20 protein-coding genes, 1 pseudogene and 1 riboswitch are annotated in these 22815 nt (G+C 54.6%); of the genes and pseudogenes, 13 read left to right on the top strand and 8 right to left on the bottom strand.

Annotated features, from left to right (window positions below):
- Positions 1-141: 141 nt before the first annotated feature.
- Positions 142-2442 carry a 5-methyltetrahydropteroyltriglutamate--homocysteine S-methyltransferase gene (gene metE / locus WJU16_RS15260; RefSeq protein WP_341834352.1) on the bottom strand — a complete coding sequence of 767 codons (2301 nt, stop codon included), beginning with the start codon at positions 2440-2442 and terminating at the stop codon, positions 142-144.
- A gap of 143 nt (positions 2443-2585) precedes the next feature.
- A riboswitch (cobalamin riboswitch) is annotated at positions 2586-2782 on the bottom strand.
- Between the two features lie 302 nt (positions 2783-3084).
- Between metE and WJU16_RS15255 the strand changes: the two genes are divergently transcribed.
- The 5 genes from WJU16_RS15255 to WJU16_RS15235 all read left to right on the top strand — a co-directional run bounded on the left by WJU16_RS15255 (position 3085) and on the right by WJU16_RS15235 (position 6380).
- Positions 3085-3450, top strand: a complete 366-nt coding sequence (locus WJU16_RS15255) for a response regulator (RefSeq protein WP_341834351.1) — start codon at positions 3085-3087, stop codon at positions 3448-3450.
- Between the two features lie 166 nt (positions 3451-3616).
- Entirely contained in the window at positions 3617-3835 is a 219-nt protein-coding gene (locus tag WJU16_RS15250; protein ID WP_341834350.1) for a hypothetical protein, read from the top strand.
- A gap of 43 nt (positions 3836-3878) precedes the next feature.
- Complete coding sequence (locus tag WJU16_RS15245) at positions 3879-5141, top strand: Y-family DNA polymerase (protein ID WP_341834349.1); 1263 nt, start codon at positions 3879-3881, stop codon at positions 5139-5141.
- Positions 5141-5620, top strand: a complete 480-nt coding sequence (locus WJU16_RS15240; RefSeq protein ID WP_341834348.1) for a hypothetical protein — start codon at positions 5141-5143, stop codon at positions 5618-5620. Before WJU16_RS15245 ends, WJU16_RS15240 begins: the two co-directional genes overlap by 1 nt.
- 10 nt (positions 5621-5630) lie before the next feature.
- Entirely contained in the window at positions 5631-6380 is a 750-nt protein-coding gene (locus tag WJU16_RS15235; protein ID WP_341834347.1) for an SOS response-associated peptidase, read from the top strand.
- Positions 6381-6389: 9 nt separating this feature from the next.
- On the opposite strand, the gene WJU16_RS15230 is transcribed toward WJU16_RS15235, so the two are convergent.
- Positions 6390-8375: an ATP-binding protein gene (locus tag WJU16_RS15230; protein WP_341834346.1), complete on the bottom strand. Its 1986-nt coding sequence runs from the start codon at positions 8373-8375 to the stop codon at positions 6390-6392.
- A gap of 855 nt (positions 8376-9230) precedes the next feature.
- Here WJU16_RS15230 and WJU16_RS26120 point away from each other — a divergent pair.
- The 3 genes and pseudogenes from WJU16_RS26120 to WJU16_RS15215 all read left to right on the top strand — a co-directional run.
- A pseudogene (locus tag WJU16_RS26120) lies at positions 9231-9344 on the top strand (HTH domain-containing protein); the annotation flags it as partial.
- A gap of 91 nt (positions 9345-9435) precedes the next feature.
- Positions 9436-10188: a WYL domain-containing protein gene (locus WJU16_RS15220; RefSeq protein ID WP_341834344.1), complete on the top strand. Its 753-nt coding sequence runs from the start codon at positions 9436-9438 to the stop codon at positions 10186-10188.
- Between the two features lie 48 nt (positions 10189-10236).
- Entirely contained in the window at positions 10237-10839 is a 603-nt protein-coding gene (locus WJU16_RS15215) for a GyrI-like domain-containing protein (protein WP_341834343.1), read from the top strand.
- Between the two features lie 200 nt (positions 10840-11039).
- Here WJU16_RS15215 and rnc read toward each other — a convergent pair whose 3' ends face one another.
- From rnc to WJU16_RS15200, 3 genes are read right to left on the bottom strand one after another with little or no spacing between them, the layout of a single operon-like run.
- The gene (gene rnc, locus WJU16_RS15210; RefSeq protein ID WP_341834342.1) at positions 11040-11771 is read right to left on the bottom strand and encodes a ribonuclease III; all 732 of its coding nucleotides are present in this window, start codon (positions 11769-11771) and stop codon (positions 11040-11042) included.
- 4 nt (positions 11772-11775) lie between these two features.
- Positions 11776-13029 (bottom strand): beta-ketoacyl-ACP synthase II, encoded by a 1254-nt coding sequence (gene fabF, locus WJU16_RS15205; protein ID WP_341834341.1) that lies wholly within the window; start codon positions 13027-13029, stop codon positions 11776-11778.
- Positions 13030-13052: 23 nt separating this feature from the next.
- Positions 13053-13289, bottom strand: a complete 237-nt coding sequence (locus tag WJU16_RS15200; protein ID WP_012788038.1) for an acyl carrier protein — start codon at positions 13287-13289, stop codon at positions 13053-13055.
- Positions 13290-13821: 532 nt separating this feature from the next.
- Between WJU16_RS15200 and WJU16_RS15195 the strand changes: the two genes are divergently transcribed.
- From WJU16_RS15195 to WJU16_RS15185, 3 genes are read left to right on the top strand one after another with little or no spacing between them, the layout of a single operon-like run.
- The gene (locus WJU16_RS15195) at positions 13822-14901 is read left to right on the top strand and encodes an efflux RND transporter periplasmic adaptor subunit (protein WP_341834340.1); all 1080 of its coding nucleotides are present in this window, start codon (positions 13822-13824) and stop codon (positions 14899-14901) included.
- 49 nt (positions 14902-14950) lie between these two features.
- On the top strand, positions 14951-18082 hold the full coding sequence (locus WJU16_RS15190) for an efflux RND transporter permease subunit (RefSeq protein ID WP_341834339.1): 3132 nt from the start codon (positions 14951-14953) through the stop codon (positions 18080-18082).
- A 12-nt stretch (positions 18083-18094) separates the two neighbouring features.
- Complete coding sequence (locus WJU16_RS15185) at positions 18095-19414, top strand: TolC family protein (protein ID WP_341834338.1); 1320 nt, start codon at positions 18095-18097, stop codon at positions 19412-19414.
- A gap of 74 nt (positions 19415-19488) precedes the next feature.
- Here the strand turns inward: WJU16_RS15185 and WJU16_RS15180 are convergent, their stop codons facing one another.
- The gene (locus WJU16_RS15180; protein WP_341834337.1) at positions 19489-20235 is read right to left on the bottom strand and encodes a carboxypeptidase-like regulatory domain-containing protein; all 747 of its coding nucleotides are present in this window, start codon (positions 20233-20235) and stop codon (positions 19489-19491) included.
- A 105-nt stretch (positions 20236-20340) separates the two neighbouring features.
- On the opposite strand from WJU16_RS15180, the gene prs reads away from it, so the two are divergent.
- On the top strand, positions 20341-21273 hold the full coding sequence (gene prs / locus WJU16_RS15175; RefSeq protein WP_341834336.1) for a ribose-phosphate diphosphokinase: 933 nt from the start codon (positions 20341-20343) through the stop codon (positions 21271-21273).
- A 55-nt stretch (positions 21274-21328) separates the two neighbouring features.
- Positions 21329-21760, top strand: a complete 432-nt coding sequence (locus tag WJU16_RS15170; RefSeq protein ID WP_341834335.1) for a GNAT family N-acetyltransferase — start codon at positions 21329-21331, stop codon at positions 21758-21760.
- On the opposite strand, the gene WJU16_RS15165 is transcribed toward WJU16_RS15170, so the two are convergent.
- On the bottom strand, positions 21761-22261 hold the full coding sequence (locus WJU16_RS15165) for a YcxB family protein (protein WP_341834334.1): 501 nt from the start codon (positions 22259-22261) through the stop codon (positions 21761-21763).
- A 17-nt stretch (positions 22262-22278) separates the two neighbouring features.
- A complete protein-coding gene (locus WJU16_RS15160) occupies positions 22279-22770 on the bottom strand; it encodes a hypothetical protein (protein WP_341834333.1) in 492 nt (163 codons plus the stop codon).
- Positions 22771-22815: the final 45 nt, after the last annotated feature.

Here is a 22815-nt window from a genome sequence, read left to right as displayed (position 1 = left end):
AAAGGCCGCCAACGGATGCACCGGTGCGGCCTTCAACATACGAAAGAAGCTTCTAATGAAGAGATGGTATGGCTGGAGCAATCCGGTCTTATCAATGAAGCTGAAAAGAGGCCGCGCTGTTTCCAGCGCGGCTATTTCATATTATACCGTTTCCTTCACCCCGGCCCTCACCGCTTTCGCGGCGCTGACCATATTACGGAGCGCGGCTTCCGTTTCAGGCCACTTCCGCGTTTTCAACCCGCAATCCGGATTCACCCATATATTGCGCGCCGGCAGGTATTCGGCGGCTTTCAGCAACAGCGCTTCCATCTCCGCCGTACCCGGCACCCGCGGCGAATGGATGTCGTACACACCGGGACCTATCTCGTTGGGATATCTATAATCCGCAAACGCTTCCAGCAACTCCATCTGCGACCGCGACGTTTCAATCGTAATCACATCCGCATCCATCGCGGCAATGTGCCGGATGATATCATTGAAATCACTGTAACACATATGCGTGTGGATCTGCGTTTCATCCTTCACGCCCGACGCCGATACGCGGAACGCGCTCACCGCCCAGCCGAGATACGCTTCGCGGTCGGCACACCGGATCGGCAAACCTTCCCGGATAGCGGGCTCGTCGATCTGGATGATCCCGATCCCCGCCGCTTCAAGCGCTACCACTTCATCCCGGATCGCCAGCGCGATCTGCGCCGCGGTTTCGGAACGGGGCTGGTCGTCGCGGACGAACGACCATTGCAAAATAGTCACCGGCCCGGTGAGCATTCCCTTCATCGGCAACGCGGTGCACGATTGCGCAAACTCCGACCATCGAACGGTCATATCCCGCTCCCGGCTTACGTCGCCGTAGATCACGGGCGGCTTTACACAGCGGCTGCCGTAGCTCTGCACCCATCCATGCTGCGTGAAGGCGAAACCTTCGAGCTTCTCTCCGAAATATTCCACCATATCGTTGCGCTCGAATTCGCCGTGCACCAGCACATCCAGCCCGATATCTTCCTGCAGCCTGATCGCTTCCCGGGTCGCTGATTCCAGCGCGGCGTCATATTGTTCCGCCGTGAGATTGCCTTTTTTGAAAGCCGCGCGCAGCGATCGGATGTCCGTGGTCTGTGGGAATGATCCGATGGTTGTGGTCGGATACATGGGTAACCGGAAGCGCTGCTGCTGGAGGGATTGCCGCTGCGGGAATGCCGAAGTCCGCTGCGCGTCGCGTTCGGTGATGGCGGCGGTGCGCGCTTTCACGGAGGGTTTGTGAATGCGGGAAGATGCGGCCCTCGCGGCGATGGCGGCATTGTTCTTCTCCCATAAGCCGGTATCACCGTGGAATACCTGTTCAAGCTCCGCCACTTCCTGCAGCTTCTGTCTGGCGAACGCCATCCAGGAACGCAGCTCCTCATCCAACGCGGTTTCCAGTTCGAGATCGGTGGGCGTGTGCAGCAGGGAGCACGACGGCGCGATCATCACGCGGTCTTCCCCCAACGTATCCACCGCCTGGCGGATCAACCCAAGCGAGCGTCCGTAATCATTCTTCCAGATGTTGCGCCCGTCAACAACGCCGAGCGACAACGACAGCTTCTCCGGCAACATCGGCAACAAATCACCAAGCTGGCCCGGATCGCGGACGAGGTCCACATGCAGGCAACACACGCCCAGCGATGTGGCCAGGGACATGTTATCGCGCAGCCCTTCGAAGTAAGTGGTTACCATCGTGCGGAGGCCTTTGCAATGCTTCGCGATTTCCGTGTAGGCGTATCGGTAGGCATCTGCGGCGCCGGCGGGGAGGTCAGTGGCGAGGAAGGGCTCATCGAGCTGCACCCATTTTGCGCCCATGTTGTGCAGGCGTTGCAGGGCTTCAATGTAAACGGGGAGCAGCCGGGGCAGCAGTTCGAGCCGATGGAACCCGGGGTCTTTTTCCTTGCCCAGCAGCAGGTACGACACGGGGCCCACCAACACCGGCTTGGGCGTGGCATTGAGCATATGCCTGGCGGCATCGAACGCATTGAACACTTTGTTGGAAAATAACCTGAACTGTTGGTTGGCGCGGAATTCGGGCACGATGTAATGGTAATTCGTGTCGAACCACTTGGTCATTTCCATTGCGGTGAGGTCCAGGCCGTGTTCCTGGTAACCGCGGGCCATGGCAAAGGCGAGGTCGGCTTCAGTGTTCTGCGGCAGGTCGGTTACCACCGGGGCATAACGGTCGGGGATGGCGCCAACGAGGAGCGTAGTGTCGAGAACGTGGTCGTAGAAACTGAAATCATTGCAGGGGATGAGGTCCATCCCCGCGGCTTCCTGCAGGCGCCATTGTTCTTCCTGCAGGCGTTGTGCGGTCACAAATAATTCCTGGCGGCCGATGCGGCGCTGCCAGTAATCTTCGCAAGCTTTCTTCAGCTGGCGGCGGGCTCCCATGCGCGGGTAGCCGAGGGTGTGTTTAAGCATACGCATAAAACTTTTAAAACATTAAGAGACTTAATGCTCCTTACGGTTTTCGTATGCTTTCAGGAATTGGAAAAGGCACGGAACGGCATAACGGGGCATAGCTTGCCCACAATGCGTCCTGACCATTGCTTCAAATCGCGAAAGCATGATCTTACATAGCGGGCAAGTATCCTGGCTTGTAACATTACCGCCGTTCTTCTCATCCTGTTCAGGTCAGGACAATGAACTTGGTGGGCGGTAACTTTGACAGTCACTTACAGTTGCGCGACAGCCCGTGATTTGCACACGGTTCCTTTTTAAAAGCGGCGTTGGCCGCTTACCGCACTATGGAAAGAATGAATCGGGTAAAGAACTCGGGTCAAAGATAGGAATGCCTGACATCAAATCCTATTATCATCATGTTTGTTAACGCTCATTAACCAATGGCTGTTTTGGCACAGTATATGCAAAGTGAGGGTCGTAACGGCTTATACCTAGTAGATTGAACATTATCGTAAAGCCATATAAAAGATCAGACGTATACCTGTATAGTCGCCTCAGTTTTTATTGAACTTCCACTTTAGCAGCATAGATCAAAAAAGTCAACGCGTTTCGCGGCAGGCCGTCGTATGCCTGTGCTGCAGTGGGTAATAGTGATCGTATATGAAAAGGATATTGGTTATTGAAGATGATTTATTAATGATTCATGTCGTAGAGTTAATTATTCAGAAAGAAGGGCACCATGCAGATCTCGCCTATAACGGAAAAGAAGCGGCCATGCTATTGAGGACGTATGATTACGACCTGGTGATCGCCGATCTGAAGCTGCCATTCCCTTATCTCAACGAACTTTCAGCGCAGTTGCGCAACCAGCGGTCGCGCAGGCAATTGCCGGTCATCCTTGTATTGCCCGCGTATTTCGTTATGGACAGTATTTCTTCCTGGTTTGGTATGGAAGCGGAAGAAATCATCATAAGGCCTTTCAGTCCTGTAGAGTTAACCAGCAAAATCCAGGCGCTCCTCAACTAAGGGCCCTGAAGTATTCCTTTCCTAACCAGGCCTCCGGCCGCGGCTGCTTCCAGGCAAGTGGCCGGCGCCTGTAAGGAATTCCTCTCACGCATTTACGTTACACCCCCTGGCACACGCTGCCCTTCCGCCCGATGGTATTTATTCCTGAAACACGGATATTTGCCCCATGGAATTTTTTACCATCACCATCGACGGGCAGCGATTCGAGGTAAAGCCTTTCGTCAAAGGTTACGGCATGGCTTTTCATGTGGATACCGGTGACGGGCTGGTGGTTTTCGAGCTCGACGAGGAAGACAACCTGCGCGCCATCGCCCAGGGCCCCGTGCCGCCGGACGCCGCGCTGGTAGGCAGGATCGCCGATGCGATCGTAGCGCACTACGCCTGAAATGCCAATATTTTTAGCTACATTTGCTAACATACTTAGCATCATGATCGCCCTGGTTGACTGTAATAATTTTTACGTAAGCTGCGAAAGGCTCTTTCATCCCGGCGCATTTCACCGCCCCGTGGTGGTCCTCAGCAATAACGACGGCTGCGTGATATCCCGCTCGGACGAGGCCAAGACCCTCGGCATCCGCATGGGCGCGCCGGCTTTTTTCATGGAAGACATGCTCCGCAGTCACGATGTGGCCGTCTTCTCCTCCAATTACACCCTGTACGGCAGCCTCAGCCAGCGCGTGATGCAGGTATTGTCTTCCTTCGCGCCGGAGATGGAGGTGTACAGTATCGACGAAGCCTTCCTCGACCTTTCCGGCCACGCCGCTCCCGGGCGCCTGGCGGCGGCGATCCGCGGCGGGGTGCTGCAGGATGTGGGCATCCCTGTGTCGGTGGGCGTGGCGCCTACCAAAACGCTGGCGAAGATGGCCAACCGCTACGTCAAGAAGTCGAAATTGCCGGAAGGCTTCCTCGTGCTGGATAGCCCCGCGGCCACCGCGGCCGTGCTGGCCGCCACGCAGGTGGAAGACATCTGGGGCATCGGTTCCCAATACGCCGCCATGCTGCACGAAAGGGGATTCCATTCCGCGCTCGACCTTTCGCGCGCGCCGGATGATTTCGCGCGGCGGGAGCTGACGGTGCAGGGGCTCCGGCTGGTGCACGAGCTGCGCGGCATTCCCAGCATCGGGCTGGAGGAAACCGCTCCGCCGAAGAAGGCCGTTTGCGTGGCGCGCTCCTTCGGGCAGCTGCTCACCGAGAAAGACGACATCCGGGAAGCCCTCGCCAATTACGCCGCCGCGGCCGCGCAGAAGCTGCGGGCCCAGGGCTCTCGGGCCACGGTGATACAGGTCTTCGTGCAAACGAATAACTTCCGCGGCCAGGATGCGCAGTACCACCGCTCCATCAACCTCCGCCTCCCCGTACCCGCCAGCAGCACGCGGGAGCTGATCCATCACGCGCTGCAGGCCCTCGACCGCATCTTCAAGCCGGGATATAATTACAAAAAAACCGGTATCATCGCCATGGACCTGGTCCCCGATTCGCAAGTGCAGGAAAACCTGTTCGCATCCACCGACCACGATAAAGAGAAAAAACTGATGCAGGCGCTCGACGGGATCTCCCGGCACTTTGCCGGCAAGCCGGTACTGCGCTTCGCGGTGCAGGGCGGCAACAAGAAATGGGCGCTGCGGCAGGAGCGGCTTTCGCCCTGCTATACCACACGCCTGCACGACGTCATCAAAGCCAAAACCGACTGATGCATAATCCGCTCGCCATATTGAAACCCGCCGTGCTGGAGGGGCTCCTGGCCGCGGGGCACCGCTGGTTCGTGCGGCAGCAATATCCCCGCGGCATGCACCCCACGCTGAAAGGCGCTTTCCTTATTTCCGCGTATCACTCCATCGGCGAGGCCCGCGCGCATATGGAAGCCATCCCCGCCGATCCCCACCGCCGCGTGTATGACGGGGAAGACGCCACCGACCGGGAGCGCCTCTTCGCCACCGCCGCCCAACCGGAAGGTTATCATATTTTCATCGCCCTCCTCGCCAAACGGAAATGGAGCCCCGATCCCGCTACCGGAGCGGCCATCAAACAGTACATCCGAATGCATACCAACTGGAAAGCCGACCGGAAGGAAAATCTCCACGTTTCCCTGTTCATCCAGTTTGGCGAACTTTTCCTTAATTTGAAAACGAAACAGGAAGCAATCAAAATACCCTTCTCCGACATCGAATAAACCTGATCCCATGTGCTACGACCTTTCATTTTCAGCCAGCATCGCCTCGGTGTTCGATTATCTGCCCGACCTGAAAGATATGGGGCAGCTCGACCTTCACTTCGAGCCCACCTATCATAAAGTGGCGCAGGCCTATCCCAAATGGCCGGTGGTAGTGCAGGAACAGGGCGAATTCAAACTGAAAAGATTCGAATGGGGCGTTATCCCCCACTACATGAAAACGCCGGAAGAAGTAAAAAAAGGCAGGAAATGGATGGTGAACGCCAGGGCCGAAAAAGTCCTCGACACCAAAGCCTACTGGAACCGCATCCGCAAAAACCGTTGCCTCGTACCCGCCACAGGCTTCTTCGAGCACCGCGACATCCCCGGATGGAAAAACAAAGTTCCTTATTACATCCACGTAAAAGACCGCGAGATTTTCTTCATCGCCGGGCTCTACGCCTGGTCGCACCTCCCCGATCCGGAAACCGGTGAAATCCCCGGCACCTTCACGCTTATCACCCGCGACGCGAACGATATCATGTCGCGCATCCACAACGGCGGCGACAATGCCGGCCGCATGCCCCTCATCCTCCCGCGCGAGCTGGAAAAGGAATGGCTGCGGCCCGACCTGTCCGACGAAGGCATCAAATCCATTCTCGCCTACAGCATCCCTTCCGAAGAACTGGCATACTGGACGGTGAACTCCGTCCGCAAAGCGAAGCCCGACGACGAAAGCGTGATTGCCGAAACGCAATGGGCGGATCTGCCCGTCCTGTAAATTTTTCCATTAACTCACCTTGATCGCCCGTAACGGGTAAGGCGTTTGCTGCCTGGCGGCGCGCAGGTAATGATCGATTACGTTATAGAGCCGGTCGAATTCGATGGGTTTAATGAGGTATTCGTTTACGCCTGCGCGTTTGGCCTCTTCCTGCTGTTCGCGGAACGCGTCTGCCGAGATGGCGATCACGGGGATGTGGCTCAGCTCGGCGTCCTGCCGGATCTGGACGATCACCTCGTGGCCGGTCATGCGTGGCATGTGCATATCGAGGATGATCAGGTCGGGGCGGACGGCTTTTGCCAGCCGCAGGCCGTCTTCCCCATTGGCGGCCACATGCAGCGCGATACCTACATGCGAAAAAAAGCGTTCCATGATGAGTTGGTTGATCTCACTGTCTTCCATCAGCAGCACGCGCGTTTCGGCGGGGAAGGCGTTGTATTCGGGTACCACGTCGGATTGGCAGGAAGTTTCGGCGCTGGCGTCGGATTCCGCGATCAGCGGCAGGGTAACGGTGAATGCGGTGCCGATGCCGGGTTCGCTGCGCAGGGAGATGTTGCCGCCCATCATTTCCACGATGCGCCGGGTGATGGTGAGGCCCAGGCCGGTGCCGCCGTAAGTTTCGTGAATGGATGCATCGGCCTGCTCGAAAGGCTGGAAGATGACGCGTTGCTTTTCTTCCGGTATGCCGATCCCTTCGTCAGACACGCGGATGCACCATTGCGCGGGCTCGCGGCGGAAGCAATGCAGGGTAACCCGCTTCTTCTCCGGCGAAAACTTGATGGCGTTGCCGAGCAGATTGTTGACGATCTGGGTGAGATGGATGCGGTCGCCCTCGATAATGGAAGGCAGGCGGTTGTCGATCTGCAGCTGGATGGCAACGCTCTTGACCTGCGCCGCGTTCTGGTAAATGGAAGTGACGCTGCGCAACCAGTCGCGCAGGTTAAAGGGTTCGGGTTGCACCTGGTCGATCTTGCCGGCTTCGATGCGGGCGAGTTCCAGGACGTTGTTAACGATTTCGAGGAGGCTATGGCCGCTGGCGCTGATGCTTTCGATATAGGCCAGTACGCTTTGCGGGATGCGGTTGCGGTTGTCGGTTTCGTGGAGCAGGAGGTACGTCATCCCGATCACAGCATTGAGCGGGTTACGGATTTCGTGGCTGATTTCCCGGAGGAAGGCGGACTTGGCGGTATTGGCTTTCTCTGCCGCGTCGCGGGCCTTCGTGAGCGCTTCCCGGGCAAGCTCCAGTTCTTTCAGTTGGGAAGTGAGCATTTTATCCTGGTCGCGCAGCTGGCGGTTGCTGTTGCTCAGGTTGCGGATCATTTCCTCCATGGCAATGGTGTTGGCATTGAGGGCATGGGTCCGGTCGTTGACTTCCTGTTCGAGGTGAACGTTGTAAGCGGAAAGTTTGATGTTGGCCCTTTTCAGTTCGGCATCCTGCGCTTCCACCGTCCGGTTCTTTTCGAGCAATGTTTTATTGTTTTCCAGGAGGCGTTTGAACAGCCCTTTGATGTTGCCCTGATAGAAGGAAATCACCATAAAATTGAGTGCGAGCACCACGGCCATGATGAGCCACCTGAAAACATACAATTCGTTCCGCGACATGTCCATGGGCGTAACGAGCTGGAAGTAATAGTTGATTTCGAGGAAGGAAAGGCAGACGATGATCATGAGGATGCAGTAGAAGCGGAATTCTTTTTCCGCGGGGGTGCAGATGAGGAGAGGCACCCCGATCAGGAAGAGGCCCAGGAAATGCACCTGGGTGCTTTCGCCGAAGGTGGCGCCGTAATATAGCATCACCATACAGAACACGAACATGAGCATGAACTTGGCGGCCTTATAATAACCGGCGTGGTTAAACGCGAGTATGGAAAGAAAGCCGCAGACGAAACCCATCGCGGTGTAGAAAATGGACCAGTCTCCCGAAACCCATGCAAGGCTGACCCCGCAGAAGGTACAAAGCAAAGCGGTGATAAAGCTGAAGGAATTTACCACCATCAAACGCTTTTCGTCACCCTCCTTCGGATTCGGCTTCAGGCCAACACGTTTAATGATATTGAACCATCCCGTTAACATTCAAAAAACTCCCTTATATAATTTACGGATTTTTCTCCAGAGGCGCTGTATAAATCTTTCCGCCCCACATCCACGCTTCTCGCATGCACATCCAACACAAACAGCAACAAGCCATTAACATTTTACGCCATCCCAAAAAATTAGCCCGATAAACATCGGGCCATGGGTGATAAGCTCCATTATTTATTTTTGAACTTACTGGTTTCTGTGGTGGATGCTACCGAAATTTAACAAGCAGTTGCGGGCTGGCTTGTTAAAACTTCGTTAACAACAAGCTGAAAATAACAAGTCCGGGGAGAGCCCCAGACCTGCTAAATACGCTCCAATTTAACTGCATGGAAGGGTGATCCTTTCAAACCACCCCTGCCATGGTGCCCCAAAATTAGATTCGATCCTCCCCAGCTTGTGTTAAATGATTGTTATTGGAAAGTTCCCTAACACTTACTTATTTGAAAATGATGGGCTTTAACCCATCTCCTCCATCTATCCTGACTTCCCCATACAAGAAGCCCCGGCAAGGAATTGCCAGGGCTTTACCATTTAACCTAACTATATGCTGTAACAGCAACTAGTTTCTTCAATATGTTCAGTGTCTTTTGTCGGCTGTTTATTGGTTAGACGTCGAACCAAACAAATACATGCGTGTTCAAACATATTTTTTTTAAAAGACAGTAAAGCCGGAAATCTTAGCCTTTCCATCCAATAAGATGCCCAAACCCATAGAAAAGTTTAAAAGACGCAGGCACTGCAGGCTAAATTTGTCATTACATTTGACGTATGAACCGCATCGACCGTTTAACCGCTATACTTGTTCAGCTGCAGGGGAAGAAGATCGTGAAGGCTCAGGAAATCGCTGACCGATTCGACATCAGCCTGCGCACCGTTTACCGCGACGTCAGGGCGCTCATGGAAGCCGGCGTGCCCATTGGCGCCGAGGCCGGAACAGGCTATTACATCGTGGACGGTTACCATCTCCCCCGTCATGTTCAACCGTACAGAAGCCGCCGCATTGCTCACCGGGGAAAAACTCATGGAAAAACACAGCGACCGCTCCAATCAACAGCAGTTCAGTTCCGCCATGCAAAAAATCAGGGCCGTACTGCGGGGAAGCGATAAAGACTTCCTGGAATCGCTCGACGAAAACATCGCCGTGCTGCGCGATAACCGTCCCGACAACGAACAGCAGTTTCCCAACCGGTTCCTGAGCGATATCCAGGAAGGGCTGGCGAACCAAAAGGTACTGTCTGTCGAATATTACTCGTTTTACAGCGATAGTACATCGCGCCGCGACATAGAGCCCATCGGGATATTCCATATGCATAGCAGCTGGCACCTCATCGGATGGTGCCGGCTCCGGAACGATTACCGCGACTTCCGGGCGGATCGTATCAAATCGTTGCACCTGTCGGATCAGGGATTCGACAAATCGAAGCGGATAACCTTGCAACAATACATTTCAAAGGAATATGTGTCCGATCCGGACCAGCCGAGCCTCATCCGGGTGCGCATTGCCAGTGAGGTGGCGCGCTGGCTGGGGCAACAGAAATACTATTACGGATTTGTGCAGGAGAAGGTGGAAGCGGGGCATGTGGAGATGGATTTCCTGTTCCACAGCCTTCATTATTTTTCGCGCTGGATGCTGATGCTCGGGAAGCATGCCACCATTGTGGAGCCGGAAGACCTGAAGATCATCGTCCGCCAGCAGATCGCTGAACTGGGGGAACATTACTCCTGACATACGGTTGTCACACCGGGGTGTTTCCTTTGCATAAACGACCTGAATATGCAGAAAACAGATCTCGCCAAAGAGTTTCGGCAATATTACCGCGCCCGGCCAGTGCCGGAGCTGATTACCGTTGCGCCGGGGCAGTTTTTAACTGTCGAAGGCGCGGGGGCTTCTTATGCCGGGGAGTTCAATGCCAAAATCAAGGCGCTTTGGGCTACGGCGTACAATATCCGTAAGATCTGCAAGTTGCAGGGCAACGATTTCCGGATGCCTTCGCTGGAGTGTTACTGGTGGACCGGCAGCGGGGCGCCTATGCCTGCGGTGACGGCGGAGGAGTCGAACTGGAAGCTGGCATTGCAGATGCCGGCGTTTGTTACCCGTGGGGATTGCCGGCAGGCGGCGGCGCTGGCGGGCAATAAGAGGCTGCCTTATCTGGATGCGCTGCGTTTTGAATCGATGCCCCAGGCCCTGGCGGTACAGTTGCTGCATACGGGCTCCTATTACGAGGAAGAGGCCTCCGTGGCCAGGTTGCACCAATACATCCGCCAGCATCACCTGGAGGTGAACGGGTCGCATCATGAAATCTACCTGAACGATCCGGGCAAAACGCCGGTGAGTAAGCTGCAAACGATTCTGAGATTGAACGTGAAAGCGGGTTGAAGCAGTTCAATTGCCTGGGAGGCGGAATCATGAGATGGACTGGCATCCTTATTACTTATCATCCCCGCCAATACCAAGCAGTTCAATTGCCTGGGAGGCAGAATCATGAGATGGACTGGCATCCTTATAACTTATCATCCCCGCCAATACCAAGCAGTTCAATTGCCTGGGAGGCGGAATCATGAGATGGACTGGCATCCTTATAACTTATCATCCCCGCCAATACCAAGCAGTTCAATTGCCTGGGAGGCAGCAATCTGGCTGGCATCCTTTTTATTGAAGGCTTTGCCGGTGCAGATAAGCTCGCCGTCGAGCATGGCGCCTACAGTGAAGATGCGGCGGCCGTTATCCATCTGTTCTTCGATGAGTTCGAATTCGAGGGATTTGCCGTTTTTATTGGCCCAGCCGTACAGTTTGTTTTTGTGGTTCATCTCCACGATCTCGAGGGCTTCGAGGTCGATGTAGGGGACGAGGATGCGCTTGTGGACGAACTGTTTGGTTTTGTTATACCCGCGGTCGAGGTAAACTGCGCCCACGAGGGCTTCGAGGGTATTGCCGAAGATCTGGGAGATTTTGAGGAAGGAGTTGTATTTGTCGTAGATCGTCAGTTTGCGGAGGCCCATTTTGATGGCAATATCGTTGAGCTGTTGGCGGTTGACGATTTTAGACCGCATTTCGGTGAGGTAGCCTTCGGTTTTGTAGGGGTATTTTTTGAAGAGGTAATCTCCGATAATGGCGCCCAGGATGGCGTCGCCAAGATATTCCAGGCGCTCGTTGCTCTCAAGGAATTTCTCCTTGCTGGAACGGTGGCTCAAAGCGACTTCATACAGGGCCAGGTTGCCCGGGTGGAACCCGAGCAGGTTGTAGAGGTCTTTGTACAGTCGCTTTTTCCCGTATAAAATTTTATATAGGAATCCTGGAATTAGTCTCACACAATCAAGGAACAAATTTTTTGAAAATAACGGAGGCATTGTGCCCGCCAAACCCGAAGGTGTTGCTGAGCGCGGCTCTCACGTCTCTTTTTTGTGCCACGTTAAAAGTGAAATTCAGTTTGGCATCCAGCTGGGGATCGTCGGTGAAGTGGTTGATGGTGGGAGGTACGAGACCTTCCAGAATGCTCTTGATGATGGTAATGGATTCCACGGCTCCGGCTGCCCCAAGGAGGTGCCCGGTCATGGATTTGGTGGAGCTGATGTTGAGATTGTAGGCAGCTTCGCCAAATACCTGCTGAATGGCCTTTACTTCCGCAATGTCGCCCAGCGGAGTAGAGGTTCCGTGTACGTTGATGTAGTCGATATCCTCCGGTTGGAGGCCGGCATCTTTGAGGGCCTGGGTCATCACGTTCATGGCTCCGAGCCCTTCGGGGTGGGGAGCGGTGATGTGGTGGGCGTCTGCGGATGCGCCGCCGCCGGCGAGTTCGACATAAATCTTAGCGCCGCGGGCCATGGCATGTTCGTAGCTTTCCAGCACGAGAGCGCCGGCGCCTTCGCCCATGACAAAACCATCGCGGTCGAGATCAAACGGCCTGGAGGCTGTTTTCGGATCGTCGTTCCGTTCGCTGAGCGCCTTCATCGCGTTGAAACCGCCTACGCAGGGCTCATTGATGATGTTTTCGGATCCACCGGAAATGATTACGTCCGCCTTTCCGTAGCGGATGGTGTACATGGCTTCGATCAAGGCATTGGTGGCCGAAGCGCACGCAGATACCACCGAGAAGTTAGGGCCTCTGAAACCATGACGCATGGATATATGCCCTGCGGCAATATCCAGAATCAAACGGGTGATCAGGAAAGGGCTGAAACGCGGTGTTCCGTCCCCGGAATGGAATTCCTTTAATTCGTTCGTGAAGTTGATCATCCCGCCAACGCCCGTACCCCAGATCACGCCAACCCTGTCAACATCCACGGAGTTGCGGTCGATTTTCGCGTCCGCCACTGCCTGATCGGCTGCGATGACGGCGGTTTGCGTGAACGGGTCCATTTTGCGTGCATCCTTCTTATCCATGAAATTCGTGGCGTCGAAGTCTTTCAGCTCACAGGCAAAACGGGTCTTGAATTTGGAAGCATCAAACTGCTTGATATAATCAGCGCCCGATACACCGTTCGCCAATCCCTGCCAGAAAGCTTCTACGGAATTGCCGAGCGGTGTCAGCGCGCCTAAACCTGTAACGACTACTCGTCTTGGTTGCATTAAAACAGTTCTGATTTGTTGGATTATTTTACGTGTTCTTCCAGGTAAGCTACTGCCTGGCCAACAGTGGTGATTGTTTCTGCTTGTTCGTCAGGAATGGAGATATTGAATTCTTTTTCGAATTCCATGATCAGTTCTACCGTATCCAAAGAGTCAGCGCCCAGGTCGTTGGTAAAGGAGGCTTCAGGAGTTACCTCGGCTTCGTCAACGCCTAATTTGTCAATAATGATCTTTTTAACTCTTGATGCAATGTCTGACATAATTTTAAGTGTTTTTGGTTTAAAACTTGACTGCAAAAATATAATTTTTATTCAATTGCCAAGGATTCGGCGGAATTTTAACCCAGAATTTCCATTTGGTAAACAACAATGTACTCCAAGATACCCTACCACAGCGCATTTCAGACAACACCGCATAAACGCAGCCGATCATATGTATTCGCTTTATCATCCTTAAAAACACCCTTTTTACTACCTTTTTATCCATTTCCGCTCCCCCCGCATCGCTCCCCGGCCTTCCCTTCCACTCCCCCTTCCACTCCCCGGCTCAAAAATCCGTCTTCCCCCTTTCCCACCTCCCCCATTCCCCCATAAATACCTGTTATGACATACAAGTTGACCATTCAACCCCCGCTTTCAGCCACTTAACCATATTTAAAACCGGAACGGGACCGCGATAACGTCCAATTATTAAATTTGTCCGGCTTCGAAATCCCTTAACTTGCGGGGTACAGCTTCCACGTAGTGAAACCCGGGCCCTAAAGCGGTATTTTAACTTTATATAGACTGAAACATGCGAAATAAGACTTTACGAATTGTTATTCTCTTCCTGGTACTGGCGGTGGCCGGCTTCTTTATTTATAAGCTGACCGCCAAAAACGACGCCAACCCAGGCGCCCCCTCAGCAGCCGGCGGCGCCCGCCCGGCCGGCAAACCCATCATGGCCGACGCCTATGTAGTGAAACCCGTGAAACTCGACGAAATCATCGAAGCCTCCGGTACCCTCCAGAGCAACGAAGAAGTAGAGCTCAAACCAGAAATCACCGGCCGAATCACTAATATATATTTTAAAGAAGGCGCAAAAGTTGCCAAAGGCACCCTCCTCATCAAACTGTACGATGGTGACATCCTCGCTACCCTCCGCAAACTCGAGCTCCAACGCGAACTCGCCCGCACCACCCTCGCCCGCCAGGAATCCCTCCTCAAAATCAACGGTATCAGCCGCCAGGACGTGGACGTTACCACCAACCAGGTAGCCGCCTATGGCGCAGATATCGAATTCAATAAGGCACAGCTCCAGAAAACGGAAATCCGCGCCCCCTTCAGCGGCACCATCGGCCTCCGCAACGTCTCTGAAGGCGCCATCGTAGGCCCCACCACCATCATGACCACCCTGCAGCAACTCGATCCCCTCAAGGTCGACTTCGCCTCGCCCGAAAAATACCGGAACGCCATCCGCAAAGGAGACCCCGTCACCTTTTCCGTTTCCGGCGACACCAACCGCTACCGCGGCTCCATCTACGCCATCGATCCCAAAATCGACCTGGCTACCCGCAGCGTGAAGATCCGCGCCATCGTGCCAAATCCCAACGGCATCCTGTTCCCCGGATCCTTCGCCCGCACCTCCATACAGCTGAAAGACAATCCTAACGCCATCATGATCCCGTCACAGGCCGTGATCCCCGGAACAAGGTTCAAACAGGTGATCGTCGCCGACAGCGGCAAAGCCAAATTCGTAAACGTGGAAACCGGCGTCAGGAACGAAAACAACGTGCAAATCACCAGCGGTCTGGAAATCGGAGACACTGTTATAACCACAGGCATACTCTCCCTCAAACCGGGTATGACCTTTAAATATAATAAGGTGCAATAGTGCGCTGTTCCATTAACAACAGCGGTTACCAGAACTTAACAACGACAACATGAGCTTACCCTCCATATCACTCAAAAGGCCCGTCCTCGCCATCGTGATGAACATCATCATCGTGATCTTCGGCCTGGTGGGCTTCACCTTCCTCGGGGTGCGCGACTTCCCCGCCATCGACCCGCCGGTCGTGAACGTCCGCACATCCTACCCCGGCGCCAACTCCGATATCATCGAAACCCAGATCACAGAACCGCTCGAAAAAGCGATCAACGGTGTGGCCGGTATCAAAAATATTTCCTCCCTCAGCTCCCAGGGCTCCAGCAACATCACCGTGGAGTTCGAACTGAGCGAAGACCTCGAAGCAGCGGCCAACGACGTCCGCGACAAAGTTTCCCAGGCGCAGCGCAATCTGCCCAACGATCTGGAAGCCCCGCCCGTGGTATCCAAAGCCGACGCCAACTCGGACGCCATCATTTCCATGACCGTCCAGTCCAACACCCGCAACCAGCTGGAAATCACCGAGTACGCCACCAACGTGCTCCTGGAGCGGCTGCAAACCATCCCCGGCGTTTCCGCCATACAGGTGTGGGGCGAAAAGAAATACGCCATGCGCATCTGGATGGACCCCGCCCGCCTTTCCGCCTATTCCCTCACGCCCGGCGACGTACAGCTCGCCCTCCAGCGCGAGAACGTGGAACTGCCGTCCGGCAAGATCGCCGGCAACGCCACCGAGCTGACGGTGCGCACCTTTGGCCGGCTGGACACCGAAGATGAGTTCAATGAACTGATCATCAAAAACGTCAACGGCGCCGAAATCCGCCTGCGCGACGTTGGGCAGGCGGTACTCGGACCGGAAAACGAGGAAACACAGCTGAAAGAATCCGGCATCCCGCAGATCGCCCTGGCGCTCATCCCGCAGCCGGGTTCCAACTACGTGGCCATCGCCGAAGAGTTCTATAAAAGATACGACCAGCTGAAGCAGGAGGTGCCGGAGGATTTCTCCCTCAACATCGCCATGGACAATACCGCTTTTATCAAGAAGAGTATCCATGAAGTGCAGGAAACACTCATCATCGCCCTCACACTGGTAATCCTGATCGTGTACCTGTTCTTCCGCGACTGGCTCATGGCGCTCCGCCCGATCGTCGACATCCCCGTGTCGCTCATCGGCGCATTCTTCATCATGTACGTCTGCGGGTTCACCATCAACATCCTCACACTGCTGGCAATTGTACTGGCCACGGGGCTTGTGGTGGACGATGGTATCGTAGTCACGGAAAATATTTATAAAAAGATAGAACTGGGCATGCCCCGCATGCGCGCCGCCAAGGAAGGATCGGAAGAGATCTTCTTCGCGGTGATCGCCACTTCGGTAACGCTCGCGTTCGTGTTCCTGCCGATCATCTTCCTGCAGGGCTTCGTGGGAAGCCTATTCCGGGAATTCGGGATCGTGGTGGCAGGAGCTGTACTCATTTCCGCGTTTGTATCGCTCACCCTTACGCCGGTGCTCAACGTGAAACTGGCGCGCAAAACCCACAAGCATTCCTGGTTCTACGAAAAAACCGAGCCCTTCTTCCAGTGGATGGAAAGAAGCTATAAGAACACGCTCGCCGGGTTCGTACAGGTACGCTGGTTTGCCTGGGTGATCATCGCCGCATGCATGGCCATGATTTATGTACTGTTCATCAACATCCAGTCGGAACTGGCGCCCATCGAAGACCGGAGCATGTTCCGCCTTTCCATCACCGCGCCGGAAGGCACTTCCTATGACGCGATGGACGAGTATGTGGTGAACCTGGTCGAGTTCATGAAAGATTCCATTCCTGAAAAGAAAGTGATCCTTTCCGTAACGGCTCCCGGCTTCTCCGGTGCGGGTTCCGTGAACACGGCCTTCTCCTTCGTAACGCTCCCCGAGCCCAGCGAACGCCTGCGCTCGCAGAAAGATATCGTGAACATGGTGAACCGCAATATGTACCGGTTCCCCCAGGGCAGGGTGTTCGCCATCGAGCAGCAAACCATCCAGGTAGGCCGCAGGGGCGGGTTGCCGGTAGCCTTCGTCTTACAGAACGTAAACTTCGAGAAACTCTCCTCCGTGGTGCCCCGCTTCGTGGAAGAAGCCAGCGCCAACCCGGTGTTCCAGGGCGTGGACGTGGACCTCAAGTTCAATAAACCCGAACTCCGCATCCACATCAACCGCGCGAAAGCCAGCGAACTCGGCGTTTCCGTGGAAGACATCTCCTCCACCCTCCAGCTCGCACTGTCCAACCGCCGCTTCGGATACTTCATCCGCAACGGAAAACAATACCAGGTGATGGGCCAGGTGTTCCGCGCCGACCGCGACGATCCCGTGGATCTGCAAAGCATCTACGTCCGCAACACCCGTGGCGAAGCCATCCAGCTGGATAACCTCGTGACCATCGAGGAAGAAACGAGTCCGCCGGTGATCTACCACTACAACCGTATGAAGTCGGCCACCATTTCCGCAGGCCTCGCGCCCGGAAAAACTATCGGCGACGGTATCGACGCCATGAACCAGATATATGCCAACCTGGAGAAAGAAGGCGTGATCGATAATTCGTTCGACACCGCGCTCAGCGGTTCTTCCCGCGACTATGCCGAATCCGGTTCCAACACCATGTTCGCACTGCTGCTGGCGCTTATTCTCATTTATCTCGTACTCGCCGCGCAGTTCGAAAGCTGGATCGATCCGCTCATCATCATGCTGACAGTACCCATGGCGTTCGCCGGAGCGTTCCTCTCGCTGAAGCTGTTCAACCAAACCTGGAACATTTTCTCCCAGATCGGCGTGATCATGCTGATCGGGCTGGTGACGAAAAACGGTATCCTGATCGTGGAGTTCGCCAACCACATGCGCGACGCGGGCAAGGAGAAAGCCGAAGCCGCCATCGAAGGGGCGGTAATGCGCTTACGCCCGATCCTGATGACCTCGCTGGCCATGGCGCTGGGCGCGTTGCCCATCGCGATGAGCCTCGGTGCGGCATCCACCAGCCGTATTCCGCTCGGTATCGTGATCGTGGGCGGGATCATGTTCTCGCTGGTGCTTACGCTCTACGTGATTCCCGCGGTGTATACCTTCCTGAGCCGCAGGAAAAAGAACACGGAATTTGAAGACGCGGTAACCGAATCCAAAGTGCCAGAAGAAGCCGCTTCCGCCGCGCACGCCTAAAACATGCTAACAATGAAACTGAAACAGATATTCATCTTCTTCCTCCTCCTCGCCGCCGGTAGTGCGCAGGCACAACAGGTGCTCACGCTGGAACAGGCGATCGACCTGGGGTTGAAAAACAACTACGATATCCGCATGGCGCGCAACGATGCGGAAGTGGCCGCCAATGATAACGCCTACGCCAACTTCGCTTTCGCGCCGCGCATCAACGGCACCGCCGCCAAAACCTGGACCCGCACCGCTACCAAACAGGAATTCGGCAACGGCACCAAGCGCGACACCTCCGGCATTAAAAACCAGCAGTGGCAGGCTGCCGTGAACCTCAACTGGACGTTGTTCGATGGCCTGAAAATGTTCGCCACCCGCCAGCGCGTGCAAGCCATCGAAATACTCGGTGAACTGAACGTCCGCAACCAGGTGGAAAACACCGTCGCCAATATCATCAACAGCTATTATAACATCGCGCAGCAGAAGCAGCAATTGCGCGCACTCGCCGAACAGATGTCCATCTCCGACGAGCGCGTGAAGCTTTCCGACGCCAAATTCCAGACAGGCCTTGCGCCCAAAACCGACTGGCTGCAGGCGAAAGTGGACTACAACGCCCAGCGCGCCAACTGGCTCCGCCAGCAAACCGTCATCGAGCAAAGCAAAGCCTCGCTGAACCAACTGCTTGCCATCGCCGACGAAAGCGTGAACTACGATGTGCTCGACACCATACCGTTGAACCTTCAAATGTCGTACGGGCAGATCCTGGAAAACATCCAGCAGACGAACCCGCAGTTGCAGATCTCTCGCCAGAACCTGGAGATTTCGCGGATTACCTTGAAAGAAAGAAAAGGTGATTTCTTCCCGGTGCTTTCATTCAATTCCGCATATAACTTCAACCAGTCGCGCGCGAGCGCCGCCATCAACCAGTTCAGCCCGATCTTCAACCAGAACCGCGGCCTGAACTATGGCTTCTCCGCTACCGTGCCCATCTTCAACGGCCTCAACTCGCACCGCGCCTACAAAGCCGCGAAGCTCGATATCGAATACCAGCAAATCATGCTCGACAACCAGGCGTCGCTCGTGAACCTGCAGCTGCGCAACGCTTTCCGCGATTATGAATATTACAAGATGGCGTTGGAACTGGAGCAGGAAAGCGTGGACCTCGCCCGCGAAAATACCATGGTGGCGCTGGAGCGCTTCCGCCAGGGCGTATCTACCACGCTGGAAGTGAAAGAAGCGCAGCAAAGCCTCGAATTGGCCGCTTACCGCCTCATCCAGGCGCGCTACAATACCAAGGTGGCCGAAACGGAACTGATGCGCCTGAAAGGATCCATCCTGAAATAATCGCACCGCAGATAAAAACAAAAAGCCCGGAAGTATCATTCTTCCGGGCTTTTTTATGGGAAATGCAGTAAAGTTTATTCGATCGTGTCTTTCCTGAGGTTGCCTTTATTCTTCTGGTACCGCTCGAACGATTGCTTGATGAATAACAGCAGGTCGTATTCCGTGGCGTTAAGCAGGAAACTGTACGGCGGCCGGTAAGCAAGCATGAACGAATCCAGCTCGGGGCTCTCCAGCTTGGTGACCCTGGCCACCAGGTCGGGGTTGTACCGGTAGTCGATATGCTTTTCTTCTTCCCAGTATTTCAACTGCTCCCCGAACTTCTCCTTGCGCTTGCGCGCGCGGCTGGGAACGAGGTAAGTGAGCGCGGTAATGGGGTTGGAAGGAAGCGTTTTCAGCACATCCATCGCACCGGGGCGCTTATATCCAAAATATCTTTCATATTGATCACGGATGGCGAGCGAGTCCTGTTTGTAGATACGGCCGCGGACATTAACGCCCTGGAGCCCCATGATATGCCGCTGCAGCTCCACATTGCGGGTGGAGGAAATACCCGGCGCCACGAAGGCGGCACGCACATAGCTGAGGCTGGAAAATTCGATGGTATCCCCCGGCAAGGCTTCAATGTAATACCGGCCCGACTCGTTGGAGATCGTTCCCGTGCCGGTGCGTTTGTTCCATACGCTCACCGCGGGAAGGCCGGTGCGCGTATCCGCGTCGGTGATCATACCCATCAGCCGTACCGCCTGCGCCTTTGCCCCCTGCAGCCCGGCAAGGCATAAAACGCCCGCCGCTACAGCGTATCTTAACAGAAAATGCTTCATACTATGCTCTCAAATTTAACGTTCCGGGCTCAAATGAAACGTTAAAAATAATTGATAAGCCTGACGCTTTTACTATAATTTCGGGAAACTCCTGAAATTCAAGCCATGGCCCGTAAAATCGTTTTTTCCACACAAAGGTACCAATATCTGAAAGAGGCGCTGCTCGCCATCGCTCCGGAAGACTGGGAACCGGGGCTTCTTTCCATCCGCGACTTCCCCGACGGGGAGCATTACCATCGTATAACCTCCAGCGTTACCGGGAAAGAAGTAGTGCTCATTGGCGGAACGATCGATGATAAGGAAACCCTGGAATTGTTTGACATCGCCAACGGCTGTATCCAGTACGGCGCGCTCTGCGTCAACCTCGTGATCCCCTATTTCGGATATTCCACCATGGAAAGAGCCGTGCAATACGGCGAAATCGTAAAAGCCAAAACCCGCGCCACCTTGTTCTCCGCCCTCCCCGCGGCGTCCAACGGGATCCGGGTGATCATGATCGACCTGCATGTGGATGGTATCTCGTATTATTTCGAGCGTAACGTCCGCCCGGTGCATCTCTACGCCAAAACCATCGTCCAGCAGGCGGCGCTGGATATTGCCGGCGGCAGGCCTTTTGTGCTGGCGAGCACTGATTCCGGCAGGGCCAAATGGGTGGAATCCCTGGCCAACGACCTCGGTGTGCAGGCCGCTTTCGTGTTCAAGAAAAGGGTCTCTGGGGAAGAAACGCACGTCACCGCCATCAGCGCCAATGTGCAGGACACGCTGGTCATCATTTACGATGATATGATCCGCACCGGAGGCTCGCTGATCAACGCCGCACAGGCATACAAACAGGCCGGCGCTTCCTCCATCGGCGTCATCACCACCCACGGTATTTTCGCCGGCAACGGTTTCCGGAAAATCGCGGAGAGCGGACTGGTGGAAAAACTCATCTGTACAGACACCCACCCCAATGCCCTCGATATCTCCGATCCCTTGCTGGAAGTGCGTTCCGTAGCGCCGGTCATCTTATCGTATTTCGAAGACGTTCCCTTTTAAAAACACCTGCCCTTCCACACAAACGTCATTTGGCAAACTACCGTACCTTCGCACTATGCCCAATATCCGCCTGATCGAATACGGCAGTTGCGACTATCACGACATGGTCGTGCTCCGCGACAACATCCTCCGCCGCCCGCTGGGGCTCACTTTCTCGACGGAGTACCTCCGGCAGGAAATGAACGATTTCCTCATCGGGTGTTTCGACGGCAAGCAGATCGTAGGCTGCTGCATCCTCACGCCGGTCAACAACGACGTGATCCAGCTGCGGCAGATGGCGGTGGACGAAAACCAACAGGGCAAAGGAACCGGAAGCAAGATTTTACGCTTCGCGGAAGAGCGGGCACGCAAAGAAGGATTCTCTGAACTGACCATGCATGCCCGCGATGTAGCCCGCCCTTTCTACGAGAAAAACGGCTATTCCGCCCGCGGCGATATCTTCACCGAAGTGGGCATCGATCATATCGAAATGTACCGGAAACTGTAATCATCCCCTTTCTTTACGGCTGTAATCCGAAAACGTTTTCTGCATCAGTTCCCTGAACTGCAGGTGCGCTTCGTCGTTCTCGAAAGCGCTGGTGGGGATGAGAAAAAAAGAACGCTTGTCGCGGTAGAGAAAGAAAAACGACTGCGTTTCCACGATCTGGCTGAAACTGCGCCACGACATGCTCCGCTCGCCCTGGCCGGTGTGGATCGCCATGCCTTCGTCGTTGTACCGTAAACGGATATTATCCCTGAATGTGGCGGCTTTATTATAAGTGGAAACAGGAAGCAGGTACCAGAACGCCCAGCCCAGGAGCACCATCATCAGCACAATCCCAAGCATCGCGTTGAAATTCACCATACGAAACACATATCCGATCACGGTAGCCAATAGCAGGATGATCAGCGTTACTCTAAAAACCCTGATTTCGCCTCTGCGTAAAAAATGGAACCGTAATGCATTGATAACTTCTTCCCTCTTGTAGGTAAACTGGAGCAAATGCATTAAACGAACTTACGAAATTATTTCGAAGCTGTCAATGGCATGGGAACGTCGAGATCGTCGCAAGTGGATACAGGCGCGGTTTTGCGGGATTTGGCCGCCGTGCGCTTGTCGGTCAGATCATCTTCATTCAGACCGGGGAAATTCTTCTTGATGAACTGCATATATTGCTGCAGCACCTTGGGGTCAACCTTGAAAGGAGCCACGATCTGGTCCTTCGGATCCAACTTCAGCGAAGGATCATTCTGTATGCGGGTTTCGTTCTGTAAATACCATTTATACAAATCCACCATGGCTTTCTGCATGTCGGATTCATCCACCTTCTCCACTTTGGACTGCGGAACCGTCCACAGGATTTCCTCCAGCCGGTTGGATACCCTGGCCTTGCTGGCAGTGGCGGCGGTGCCCTTTTCATTCTTCTCGCCGTTATTGTTCGTCTTATCGCCGTTGTGGGCGAATACCGCAGTCGATGCGACTGTCCCGATTGCCAACAAAAACAACAGCTTTTTCATAAGGGTAAATGTTTAATGACCTAAAAATACAAAATAACTGATATA

The organism is Chitinophaga pollutisoli, assembly GCF_038396755.1.
GTDB classification, from domain to species: Bacteria; Bacteroidota; Bacteroidia; order Chitinophagales; family Chitinophagaceae; genus Chitinophaga; species Chitinophaga pollutisoli.
The sequence above is the reverse complement of the archived record's forward strand: the minus strand, read 5'-3'. Positions and strand labels throughout refer to the sequence as shown.